This is a genomic window from Bacillus sp. ISL-47 (assembly GCF_018613175.1).
Classification (GTDB): Bacteria; Bacillota; Bacilli; order Bacillales; family Cytobacillaceae; genus Cytobacillus.
In genome coordinates, this window is sequence record NZ_JAGGQS010000019.1 from 193945 (window position 1) to 205998 (window position 12054).

Here is a 12054-nt window from a genome sequence, read left to right on the forward strand (position 1 = left end):
ACAGCTCTTCTTGCATAATAAAACTAGCTGGGAATATCCAGCCAAAAAATTCAATCAATCGTGCGGTATTGGCCATTAGGAGATTAACACTTTATAAACTGTGTTAACAAGGGGCCAGGCCATTAAATAGATACGATTATTTTATCTAAGATTGGTGGGTCTAATAATGCTTTCAGGCAAAAAAATATTATTATGCGTTACGGGGGGAATTGCTGTTTATAAAGCAGCAGCATTGACGAGCAAGCTTACCCAGGCGGGAGCGGATGTAAAAGTTATATTAAGTGACTCTGCCGCAAAATTTGTGACTCCCTTAACATTTCAGGCATTGTCCAGAAACGATGTTTATACTGACACATTTGATGAAAAAGATTCAAAGGTGATTGCCCATATTGATCTTGCGGACTGGGCAGATTTGATTCTTGTTGCTCCGGCCACAGCTAATGTAATTGGAAAGCTGGCCAACGGAATAGCGGATAACATGATTACAACAACCTTATTGGCTGCCACATCGCCTATTTGGATTGCTCCTGCAATGAATGTACATATGTATAGCCATCCGGCAGTCCAAAAAAATATTGAAACATTATACAGCTTTGGGTGCAGGTTTATTGAACCTTCTGAAGGATATCTTGCCTGCGGTTATGTTGGAAAGGGCAGACTGGAGGAGCCTGAGAAGATTACAGAGATAATCCGTTTGTTTTTCAGCAAGCCAAAGCAAGATCTCGCAGGAAGAAAAGTTGTGATTACGGCAGGCCCCACGAGGGAAAAAATTGATCCGGTCCGTTACATTACCAATCATTCTACGGGAAAAATGGGCTATGCGATTGCGGAAGAAGCAGCTGCTGCCGGTGCAGAAGTTACTTTAATCTCAGGGCCTGTAACCATTAAAGCCCCTGATGGAGCCAAGCTTATAAATGTTGAAAGCGCCGAAGAAATGTATCAGGCTGCAATGGAAGAGTTTGAAACTGCTGATATTGTTATAAAAACAGCAGCGGTCTCAGACTACCGTCCAAAAGTAAGCTATAGTCAAAAAATGAAGAAGCAGCCTGGAGATGAAGTATTGAAGCTTGAAAGAACAAAAGATATCTTGTTTGAGCTCGGGCAGAAAAAGAAGGGCCAAGTTTTAATAGGATTTGCTGCTGAAACTGAACGGGTTGATGAATATGCACAGGGCAAGCTAAAAAAGAAAAACGCCGATATGATCGTTGCAAATAATGTAACATCAGAAGGTGCCGGATTCGGAACAGACACCAATATTGTTACACTGTTTAAAAAAGATGGAACTTCTGAAGAGCTCCCTCTTATGTCCAAAAAAGATGTTGCTGCAAAGATTCTCGAGGAAGCTGCGATTTTACTAAAGGATGAGCAAAAATGAATATTGCCAGTGTAATTGTTGATGTACCTGCCAAGCAGACAGACCGAGCGTTTGACTATAAAATACCTGACCATTTGGCAGGTGTCATACAGCCTGGCATGAGAGTCATCGTTCCATTCGGTCCCAGGAAAATCCAGGGTTTTGTAACAGGCCTGAAGACAGAATCGGAATTCAGCCAATTAAAGTCAATTGCAGAACCAATGGATTTAAATCCTGTTCTAAATCAGGAGCTTCTGTCTCTGGGAGATTGGCTGACAGAGAAAACACTATGCTATAAAATATCAGCCTACCAGGCAATGCTGCCAGCAGCCCTTAAGGCAAAATATGAAAAAAAACTAGTATTGGCGGAAAAAGCAGACCGTGTGGCGCTTCCAGAAAAAATGCAAATTCTTTTTGAAAATAGAGAGGCAATACCCTGGGACGAAGCAGTGAAGGATGGAACTCTGTCACTTTTGCAGAAAGAAGCTTCAAATGGGAATATTGACATTATCTATCAAGTAAAAGAACGTGTGAAAAAGAAAAAAGTAAAGCAGCTATTTCCAGCCGCAGACCAAAATGTCATTGAGGAATACATCGAAAAGCTGCCTGCAAATGCAACAAAGCAAAAAGAGGTGCTTGAATACTTCCTTCAGGATGGCAGCCCGATTGAACAAAAAGAGATACTATCCTTGTTGGGAATAACCTCGTCAACAATCAAAGGGCTTATTCAAAAAGATCTTCTTGGTCAGAAAGAAGTGGAAATTTACCGAAATCCTTTCGGGGACCGGGAGTTTAAAAGAACGGAACCCCTTTCTTTGACCGACGAACAGAGAAAAGCAATGATTCCCATCCTGAATTCCATAGAGGAAAAAAGGCATGAAACGTTTTTGCTGTATGGCGTAACAGGCAGCGGCAAAACAGAGGTTTATCTTCAATCAATACAAAGAGTCCTTCAGGACGGAAAAGAAGCAATTGTCCTGGTTCCTGAAATTTCGTTAACTCCACAAATGGTCAACCGCTTTAAAGGAAGATTTGGCGATCAGGTTGCCGTTATGCACAGCGGCCTTTCTGCCGGGGAAAAGTATGATGAATGGAGAAAAATTCAAAGGAAGGAAGTAAAGGTGGTTGTCGGAGCACGGTCCGCAATCTTTGCTCCTTTTGAGAACCTCGGAATTGTCATTATCGATGAAGAACACGAGACAAGCTACAAACAGGAGGAGAACCCGAGGTACCACGCAAGGGATGTGGCGATTGAAAGGGCTGCAAAATATAAATGCCCGGTTGTTCTGGGCAGTGCAACTCCTTCGCTTGAATCGTTTGCAAGAGCACACAAAGGAGTATATCAGCTTTTATCTCTGCCTAAAAGGATGAATAATCAGGCGCTGCCATCAGTTGAGATTATTGATATGAGAGAAGAACTCCGGGAAGGCAATCGTTCCATGTTTTCGAGAATGCTCCTTGATAAAATAAAAGACAGGCTTGAAAAGAAGGAACAAATTGTCTTATTTCTTAATAAAAGAGGGCATTCTTCATTTGTTATGTGCAGGGATTGCGGCTATGTCATTAATTGTCCTCATTGTGACATCTCCTTGACTTATCACCGGTTTAACCAGCAAATGAAATGCCATTACTGCGGCTATGAAGCATCAGTCCCAAATACATGCCCGGAATGTGAAAGTGAACATATCCGTTATTTTGGAACCGGGACACAGAAGGTTGAAGAAGAGCTGGCAAAGGTTTTGCCTGAAGCAAAGGTCATCAGAATGGATGTGGACACTACGAGCAGAAAGGGCTCCCATGAAAAGCTGTTAGACCAATTTCAGGAAGGTCATGCGGATATTCTCCTTGGTACGCAAATGATAGCAAAGGGTCTTGATTTTCCCAATATTACTTTGGTAGGTGTTCTCTCAGCTGATACAATGCTTCATCTGCCTGATTTTCGTTCTTCGGAAAAAACCTTTCAGCTTTTGACCCAGGTTAGCGGGCGCGCAGGGAGGCATGAGCTTGAGGGTGAGGTTATTATCCAAACCTATACACCTGAACATTACAGTGTCGAGCTTGCAGGAGAGCAGGATTACGATAAGTTCTATGAAAGGGAAATGATGGTCCGCAAAATTCATAGATACCCTCCTTTCTACTATATCTCCCTTGTCACAGTTAGTCATGAGGAATTGATGAAGGCCGTTTCCGTTACTGAAAAAATCACTCAATATATTCAGTCCCGCCTAACGGCGGAAAGCATCGTGCTTGGTCCGGTTGCATCGCCAATTCCGCGGATCAATAATAGATATCGCTATCAATGTTTGATAAAATACAAACGGGAACCTGGGCTAGGACAGGCACTGAAAAAAGTCCTTGACAATTATCAGCAGGAAATCGCCACAGGTGGACTTACTATTTCAGTTGACCTGAATCCGTATATTTTAATGTAGAGATTCATGTTGTCTTAATAATGGTTATGAATAAGCAAGAATTGGTTGAAAATAGATAAAAATGGAGGAAATATTTTGGCGGTTAAAAGGATAGTTACGTACCCGGCTGAAATCCTGGAAGCAGAATGCAATCCTGTAAAGGATTTTGATAAAAAGCTGGGCAAATTATTAAACGATATGTACGATACAATGGTTGAATTCGATGGTGTCGGGCTCGCTGCTCCGCAGATCGGTCTTGACAAGCAAATCGCCATCGTTGATATAGATGATGAATTTGGCACTATTGAGATGATTAATCCGGAAATTCTTGAGACAGATGGAGAACAAACAGGGCCTGAAGGATGCTTAAGTTTTCCTGGTTTATACGGGGAAGTTAAAAGGCCTGATTATGTAAAAATAAAGGCCCAGGACCGCAAGGGGAAATACTATACGCTTGAAGCTGAAGATTTTCTGGCAAGAGCGATCCTGCATGAAATTGATCATTTGCACGGAGTTTTATTTACATCAAAAGTGACCAAGTATTTGAATGAAGAAGAGTTGGAAGGATTGGAAGCTGAATGACAAAGATTGTTTTTATGGGGACACCTGATTTTTCCGTACCAGTGTTGCAGCAAATCATAAAGGATGGCTATGAAGTGATTGGAGTTGTCACTCAGCCTGACAGGCCAGTTGGAAGAAAGAAAGTTCTTACTCCTCCGCCAGTCAAAGTGGAAGCTGAAAAACAGGGCATTCCTGTTTACCAGCCTGAGAAAATCCGCCAGCCTGAGGAACTGGAAAAAATTCTTGCACTTAAGCCTGATTTAGTCGTGACAGCCGCGTTTGGCCAAATTTTGCCGAAAGAGCTTTTGGAAGCACCGAAAAATGGCTGTATCAATGTCCATGCTTCGCTTCTTCCGGAACTGCGCGGCGGAGCGCCGATCCACTATTCCATTTTACAGGGAAAGGAAAAGACAGGCATTACAATCATGTATATGGCTGAAAAGCTTGATGCAGGCGATATATTAACACAGGTGGAAGTGCCTATCACTGAGACAGATACAGTAGGCACCCTGCATGATAAGTTAAGCGCAGCTGGTTCAAAGCTTTTGTCTGAAACATTGCCAAAACTGCTGAATGGTGAATTAACACCTATAAAGCAAAAAGACGAGGATGCTACCTTCGCTTATAACATTAAACGGGAGCAGGAACAAATCGACTGGAGCAAAACTGGTGAGGAAATCTACAACCATATAAGGGGATTGAATCCCTGGCCAGTTGCATATACAACATTTGATGGCAAGGTGATTAAAGTTTGGGGTTCAGAAAAGGAAAAATCAGCAGGCAGCGAGGCACCTGGGACGATCATCAGGCTTGAAGCGGATGGAGTAGTAGTTGCAACCGGAAATAATACTGCAATCAAAATCACAGAGCTGCAGCCTTCCGGCAAGAAAAGGATGCCTGCGGAACAATTTTTAAGAGGGGCAGGCTCCCATCTTTCTGCCGGTAGCCGTCTGGGAGACAGCGAATGAAGAATCAAAAAACGAAAAATGTCAGAGAAACTGCATTAGAACTGCTGGAAGCCATAGAAAAAAACCAGTCCTACAGCAATCTATTGCTGAATAATGCCATAAAAAAGAATGAAATCAGCCAGAAGGATATTGGACTGCTTACAGAATTGATATACGGCACGCTTCAGCGCCGGATGACCCTTGATTTTTACTTAAATCCTTTTTTAAAAGGAAATAAAAAAGTCGAGAGCTGGGTAAAACAGCTGTTAAGGCTGACTCTATATCAGATGGTTTACCTGGATAAGATCCCTGACCGAGCAGCTATTTTCGAGGCAGTGGAAATTGCCAAGCGGAAGGGACATAAAGGGATTTCTGGCATGGTTAACGGTGTACTGAGAAATGTTCAAAGACAAGGGCTGCCATCCCTGGAACAAATAGAGGATCCGGTTGAGCGTCTATCCATTGAAACAAGCCATCCAATGTGGCTCGTAAAAAGATGGGTTGAGCAGCTTGGTTATGAAGAGACAAAGAAAATGTGCGAAGTCAATTTGACTGCGCCGCTGCAGACTGCAAGGGTTAATGAGGTGAAAGCTTCAAGAGAAGAATGCTTAACGCTCCTTGAGGAGGAGGGTTATGAGGTAGAAGCGAGTCCGTTTATCCCTGTAGCTATTAAGTGCTTGAGAGGGCATTTGGCAAACTCACAGATATTTAGAGAAGGGCTGATAACGATTCAGGACGAGAGTTCCATGCTCGTTGCCTATGCGCTTGGCGGAAATGAGAATGAAACCGTATTGGATGCATGTGCTGCTCCTGGCGGAAAATCGACGCATATCGCCGAAAAACTGCAAAATACTGGACAGGTGGTCTCGCTGGATCTTCACGAGCATAAGGTTAAGCTGATTAATGATAATGCCAGGAGACTGGGATTATCAAATATCAAAACAAATGCGCTTGACAGCAGGAAAGTGCAGGAGCATTTTGAAAAAGAATCTTTTGACAGGATTTTAGTGGATGCTCCATGTTCCGGCCTCGGTGTTATGAGAAGAAAACCGGATATGAAATACACGAAAAAGGAAGAGGATTTATACCATCTTCATAAGGTTCAGAGAAATCTATTGGCTGCAGTTTCGCCTTTGCTGAAAAAAGGTGGTATTCTTGTTTATAGTACATGTACAGTGGACAAGGAAGAAAATCAGCATGTCGTACAGTCATTTTTAAATGAACATGCGGAATTTGAAGGAGACATATCAGTCCGGGAGCGAATGCCAAAACCCGTAGCTCCGTTTATAGATGGATATGAACTGCAAATTTTGCCGCAAGATATAGGTTCGGACGGGTTTTATATCGCCTGTCTGAGAAAGAAGGTGCAATAAATGGAACAAACAGCAACTGAGAAAATAACAACAGCAGAACAAAAGCCATCCATTTACACTCTACAGCTGCATGAGTTAAAAAACTGGCTAAAAGAAAATAATGAGAAAGCTTTTCGTGCAGAACAAATTTTTGATTGGTTATATATAAAAAGAGTCTCTTCCTTTGAAGAAATGACCAATTTGTCAAAAGGATTAAGGGATATACTGTCTGAGAATTTTTCTTTGACAACTCTTAAAACCATTATTCAGCAGGAATCTGCTGACGGTACAATCAAATTCCTTTTTGAACTTCACGATGGATATTCGATTGAAACCGTCCTAATGAGGCATGATTACGGTAATTCTGTCTGTGTAACAACTCAAGTAGGCTGCCGAATCGGCTGTACTTTCTGCGCTTCTACATTAGGCGGGTTAAAACGCAACCTTGAAGCAGGAGAAATCGTTGCCCAGGTCGTAAAAGTACAACAGGCACTAGATGAAACAAATGAACGTGTCAGCTCGGTTGTAATCATGGGCATCGGCGAGCCATTTGATAATTATGACGATATGCTTTCGTTCTTAAAAATCATCAACCATGATAAAGGGCTTAATATCGGAGCGCGCCATATCACCGTTTCCACAAGCGGCATCATCCCTAAAATTTATAAGTTTGCGGATGAAAATATGCAGATCAATTTTGCTATATCCCTGCATGCTCCGAATACAGAAATCAGAAGCCGTCTGATGCCGATTAACCGGGCTTATAAATTGCCTGATCTGATGGAATCCATCAGGTATTATATTAATAAGACAGGAAGGCGTGTCAGCTTCGAGTACGGTTTATTCGGCGGTGTCAACGATCAGGTTGAACATGCAGAGGAACTGGCAAAACTCATTAAGGATGTTAAATGCCACGTCAATCTGATTCCGGTAAATTATGTGCCTGAAAGAGATTATGTCCGGACACCAAAGGATCAAATTTTTGCGTTTGAAAAAACATTAAAGAAACATGGCATTAATGTAACCATTCGCCGCGAGCACGGTCATGATATAGATGCAGCATGTGGACAACTTCGTGCAAAGGAGCGAAAAGAGGAGACGAGGTGACAGAATGAGAGCTGTTTTTATGACAGATCGTGGCAAAGTCAGACAGCATAATGAAGACAATGGCGGCATCTTTATGAACAGCATCGGGCAGCGCCTTGCCATCGTCGCAGATGGCATGGGCGGCCACCGTGCTGGCGATGTAGCCAGTGAAATGACCATAATCAGTTTAAAAGAGTTTTGGGAACAAACGGATGAAATACAAACAGCAGAACAAGCAGAGAATTGGCTCAAGCAGCATATTGACCAGGTGAACAAAATCCTTTTTGAACATTCGAAGGAGAACGTTGAATGTGAGGGGATGGGTACAACCATTGTTGCGGCCATCTGTACAGACCGATTTTCAACTATTGCCAATATAGGTGATAGCCGCTGTTATATCCTTAATGAATTAGGTTTCCAGCAGCTGACAGAAGATCATTCCCTTGTTAACGAACTTGTTCGTTCAGGGCAAATTACAAAGGAAGATGCCGAGCATCACCCAAGAAAAAATGTCCTTCTCAGGGCATTGGGGACAGAATCATCAGTTGAAATGGATATCAAAACCATCACTTTTGAAGAAGATGACTTACTATTGCTTTGCTCTGACGGCTTATCCAACAAGGTCACATTATCAGAAATGAAAGAAACCCTAAAGGGTGGACGAAGTCTTGAGGAAAAAGCTGCAGAGCTGATTGAGCAAGCTAACAATAATGGCGGCGAGGATAACATTACACTCGTGATTGTCGAGTTTTATGATGGCAGTGAGAGCGGGTGATAAAAAATGATTAAAGGCAGAAGAATAAGCGGCCGCTATAAAATTCTTGATATGATTGGCGGAGGGGGCATGGCAAATGTCTACCTGGCACATGATATGATCCTGGACCGCGATGTAGCCGTTAAAGTGCTGCGGCTGGACTTTGCCGAAGATGAGGAATTTATCCGCCGTTTCCATCGTGAAGCCCAATCTGCTACAAGCTTAGCCCACCCGAACATAGTAAGTATCTATGATGTTGGCGAAGAGGATTCAATCTATTATATTGTGATGGAATATGTAGATGGACAAACCTTAAAGCAATACATACAGCAAAACAGCCCGGTGCGAATTGATGAAGCTCTGGAGATTATGAAACAGCTCACTTCCGCTATCTCACATGCACACCAAAACCATATTATCCACAGGGACATTAAACCGCATAATATTTTAATAGACAGGCATGGAAATGTTAAAATCACCGATTTCGGCATTGCTATGGCTTTAAGTGCGACTAGCATAACCCAGACTAACTCTGTCCTGGGATCTGTTCATTATCTTTCTCCTGAACAGGCCAGGGGAGGAATGGCCAATAGAAAGTCGGATATCTACTCCCTCGGAATTGTAATGTTTGAACTATTGACTGGCAGGCTGCCATTTTCCGGCGAATCAGCTGTATCTATTGCTCTTAAACATCTGCAGTCAGAGACGCCATCTCTTAAAAGATGGAACCCGTCAATACCTCAGAGTGTTGAAAATATTGTCTTAAAAGCCACAGCCAAAGATCCTTTCCACCGATATGACACTGTGGATGAAATGGAAGAGGATATAAGAACTGCGCTTGACCCGGAGAGGCTGCATGAAGAAAAATTCATGGCTCCAATAGATGATGACGCCACAAAAGCAATACCTGTCATAACAGATGACCGGCCCTATCAAAATATGGATGAGACGCTTGTTCACACAAAAGACCATAAAGCTGATACCCAGCCGATTGCCAAGCAAAAGCCGGAAAAGAAGAAAAAGAAAAAGAAATGGCCAATCATTTTGGTATCATTGTTTCTGACACTAATTACATTAGGAGTTCTGACTGTAACCGTTCTTCCTGACCTTTTGGAACCGAAGGATGTCGAGGTTCCCGATGTGTCCGGGAAAGAAGTGGAAGATGCGGTTGCAGAGCTTGTTGCTGCTGGGTTTGCCGTCAATGAATCCATTCCGGTCAGCGACCCTGAAATAGAAGAAGGACTTGTGGTTAAAACGGATCCGAAAGCGGGTAGAACCGTTAAAGAAGGAACCTCCATAGACATCTATGAAAGCACTGGCAAGGAAAAGTTTGAACTATCCGACTACCAGGGCCGTGAATATGATGAAGTTGTTCGATTGCTTGAAGGCAAAAATTTTAAAAGCATCGAAAAGACTGAAGAAACTAATGAAAGTGAGCCGGCAGGAACAATCCTTGACCAAAACTTTTCGGAAGGCGATCTTGTCGTTCCTGAAGAAACGGACCTGGTATTTACCGTCAGCAAAGGCCCCGCTCCCATTTCATTGAAAGATTTACAGGGATATAATGAAAAAGGCCTGCAGGAATATGAAGAGTCATCTGGCCTAAAAATAGAATATGGCGAAGCTGAGTTTCATGATGAAGTTCCAGAAGGTCTTGTTATTAAGCAAAATCCTGCACCTGGCACAAACCTTACAAGAGGCCAGAAGGTTACAGTGGTGCTATCAAAAGGGAAGGAAGAACTTCCGCCAAAAACAGTGAATGTGGATATAAACGTGCCATACCAGCCTAAAGTAGAAGGAGAGCCTCAGCATATTCAAATATTTTTTAGGGATATGAACAATACTGGCGATGCACCGGCAGTGGATCAGTTTATTGAGGAAGATACAGTCATAACGATAGATATGACTATTGCTCCTGGACTAAATGGCTTCTATAAAGTTCAGATAGATGGCCAGGTTTATGACCAGAAAGAAGTTCCATATCCAGAAGAATGATAAGCAAGGAGTGTTGCTATGCCTGAGGGCAAAATTATTAAAGCCTTAAGCGGGTTTTATTATGTGATAAGCGGTGAGGAAACGATCCAATGCCGCGGCCGGGGAGTTTTCCGCAAAAATAAGGTAACCCCGCTTGTCGGTGATGAAGTGGTATTCCAGGCCGAGAATAATACTGAAGGGTATATTCTGGAAGTGAAGGACCGGAAAAACGAACTGATACGGCCGCCGATTGCAAATGTGGACCAGGCTATCCTGGTATTTTCGGCGGTTGAACCAGGGTTTAGCACGACGCTTTTGGATCGGTTCTTAGTTCTGGTGGAATATAACCATATTAAGCCAATCATTTGTATTACGAAAATAGACCTGACAAATCAAGGGGAATATAAGCAGATTCAGCAATATGCAGAAGATTACCGAAAAGCCGGATATGATGTCCTGCTCACTTCTTCCGAAACAGAGGAAGGGGTCAAGGATCTAATGCCATATTTGGAAGGTGAGATTTCGGTATTTGCCGGACAGTCAGGTGTGGGGAAATCCTCCCTTTTAAATGTTTTGAGGCCAGATTTGGAACTGAAAACCAATGATATATCTTCACACTTAGGCAGGGGGAAGCACACGACAAGGCATGTAGAGCTTATTGAGGTAGGCAAGGGGCTTGTTGCTGATACTCCAGGATTCAGTTCTCTGGATTTCACAGATATTGAAATGGAGGAGCTGAACTTCTGTTTTCCTGAAATTCAGGCGAAAAGCGAGGAATGCAAATTCAGGGGCTGCCTCCATATGGCAGAGCCAAAGTGCGCCGTAAAGGCAGCAAGTGAAAATGGCGAAATTCCTTCCTATAGGTACGAGCACTACAAAACTTTCTTACAGGAAATAAAAGATAGAAAGCCGAGGTATTAATTTATGGTTAAAATCGCACCTTCTATTTTATCTGCCGATTTTTCCAAATTGGGGGAAGAGATTAAGGACGTTGAACGGGGAGGAGCAGATTATATCCATGTGGATGTGATGGATGGCCATTTTGTTCCCAATATCACGATTGGACCTTTAATTGTGGATGCCATTCGTCCGGTAACGAAGCTGCCATTGGATGTCCATCTGATGATTGAAAACCCTGATGCTTATATTGAGGCATTTGCCAAAGCAGGAGCCGACTATATAACTGTTCATGTTGAAGCATGCAGGCACTTGCACAGAACTGTCCAATATATTAAATCCTTTGGTGTAAAACCTGGTGTGGTCCTTAATCCGGCAACCCCGGTAAATGCAATTGAGCACATCATTGAAGATCTCGACATGGTTTTGCTCATGTCTGTTAACCCGGGTTTTGGCGGCCAGAAATTCATCCCTTCAGTACTTCCAAAGATTTCAGCTGTTAAGAAAATGGCAGATGCAAAGGGATTGGAAATTGAAATTGAGGTTGACGGCGGCGTGAATGAAGAAACCGCCAAGCTATGTGTTGAAGCAGGAGCAAATGTCCTTGTTGCCGGATCTGCAATTTATAATCAAACTGACAGGGCCAAGGCAATTGCCGCTTTAAAAGGTTGAAGATAAAAGGAAGCCAGCTGAGCACCAGCTGGCTTCCTTTTGCAAA

At 42.8% G+C, this 12054-nt stretch carries 10 protein-coding genes; all 10 read left to right on the forward strand.

Going from position 1 to position 12054, the window contains the following annotated elements:
• The first annotated feature begins 166 nt into the window (after positions 1–166).
• The 10 genes from coaBC (at position 167) to rpe (ending at position 12008) form a co-directional block, all read left to right on the forward strand.
• Entirely contained in the window at positions 167–1375 is a 1209-nt protein-coding gene (coaBC, locus tag J7I93_RS07285) for a bifunctional phosphopantothenoylcysteine decarboxylase/phosphopantothenate--cysteine ligase CoaBC (RefSeq protein ID WP_214724766.1), read from the forward strand.
• Positions 1372–3786, forward strand: a complete 2415-nt coding sequence (gene priA / locus J7I93_RS07290) for a primosomal protein N' (protein WP_214724768.1) — start codon at positions 1372–1374, stop codon at positions 3784–3786. The genes coaBC and priA overlap by 4 nt, the downstream gene beginning before the upstream one ends.
• Before the next feature lie 75 nt (positions 3787–3861).
• The gene (def, locus tag J7I93_RS07295) at positions 3862–4347 is read left to right on the forward strand and encodes a peptide deformylase (RefSeq protein WP_214724770.1); all 486 of its coding nucleotides are present in this window, start codon (positions 3862–3864) and stop codon (positions 4345–4347) included.
• Positions 4344–5294 carry a methionyl-tRNA formyltransferase gene (fmt, locus tag J7I93_RS07300; RefSeq protein ID WP_214724772.1) on the forward strand — a complete coding sequence of 317 codons (951 nt, stop codon included), beginning with the start codon at positions 4344–4346 and terminating at the stop codon, positions 5292–5294. Before def ends, fmt begins: the two co-directional genes overlap by 4 nt.
• Positions 5291–6646 carry a 16S rRNA (cytosine(967)-C(5))-methyltransferase RsmB gene (gene rsmB, locus J7I93_RS07305; protein WP_214724773.1) on the forward strand — a complete coding sequence of 452 codons (1356 nt, stop codon included), beginning with the start codon at positions 5291–5293 and terminating at the stop codon, positions 6644–6646. Before fmt ends, rsmB begins: the two co-directional genes overlap by 4 nt.
• Complete coding sequence (gene rlmN, locus J7I93_RS07310; protein WP_214724774.1) at positions 6647–7732, forward strand: dual-specificity RNA methyltransferase RlmN; 1086 nt, start codon at positions 6647–6649, stop codon at positions 7730–7732. It abuts the gene before it with no gap.
• A 4-nt stretch (positions 7733–7736) separates the two neighbouring features.
• A complete protein-coding gene (locus J7I93_RS07315; RefSeq protein ID WP_214724775.1) occupies positions 7737–8486 on the forward strand; it encodes a Stp1/IreP family PP2C-type Ser/Thr phosphatase in 750 nt (249 codons plus the stop codon).
• A gap of 6 nt (positions 8487–8492) precedes the next feature.
• Complete coding sequence (gene pknB, locus J7I93_RS07320) at positions 8493–10460, forward strand: Stk1 family PASTA domain-containing Ser/Thr kinase (protein ID WP_214724776.1); 1968 nt, start codon at positions 8493–8495, stop codon at positions 10458–10460.
• Positions 10461–10478: 18 nt separating this feature from the next.
• Complete coding sequence (gene rsgA, locus J7I93_RS07325; protein WP_214724777.1) at positions 10479–11360, forward strand: ribosome small subunit-dependent GTPase A; 882 nt, start codon at positions 10479–10481, stop codon at positions 11358–11360.
• A gap of 3 nt (positions 11361–11363) precedes the next feature.
• A complete protein-coding gene (gene rpe / locus J7I93_RS07330; protein ID WP_214724779.1) occupies positions 11364–12008 on the forward strand; it encodes a ribulose-phosphate 3-epimerase in 645 nt (214 codons plus the stop codon).
• Positions 12009–12054 lie beyond the last annotated feature (46 nt).

What these genes read in the sequence shown, in the direction of transcription:
- coaBC (WP_214724766.1), top strand. Translation starts at nt 167, where the DNA reads ATGCTTTCAGGCAAAAAAATATTATTATGCGTTACGGGGGGAATTGCT.
- priA (WP_214724768.1), top strand. Translation starts at nt 1,372, where the DNA reads ATGAATATTGCCAGTGTAATTGTTGATGTACCTGCCAAGCAGACAGAC.
- fmt (WP_214724772.1), top strand. Translation starts at nt 4,344, where the DNA reads ATGACAAAGATTGTTTTTATGGGGACACCTGATTTTTCCGTACCAGTG.
- rsmB (WP_214724773.1), top strand. Translation starts at nt 5,291, where the DNA reads ATGAAGAATCAAAAAACGAAAAATGTCAGAGAAACTGCATTAGAACTG.
- rlmN (WP_214724774.1), top strand. Translation starts at nt 6,647, where the DNA reads ATGGAACAAACAGCAACTGAGAAAATAACAACAGCAGAACAAAAGCCA.
- J7I93_RS07315 (WP_214724775.1), top strand. Translation starts at nt 7,737, where the DNA reads ATGAGAGCTGTTTTTATGACAGATCGTGGCAAAGTCAGACAGCATAAT.
- pknB (WP_214724776.1), top strand. Translation starts at nt 8,493, where the DNA reads ATGATTAAAGGCAGAAGAATAAGCGGCCGCTATAAAATTCTTGATATG.
- rsgA (WP_214724777.1), top strand. Translation starts at nt 10,479, where the DNA reads ATGCCTGAGGGCAAAATTATTAAAGCCTTAAGCGGGTTTTATTATGTG.
- rpe (WP_214724779.1), top strand. Translation starts at nt 11,364, where the DNA reads ATGGTTAAAATCGCACCTTCTATTTTATCTGCCGATTTTTCCAAATTG.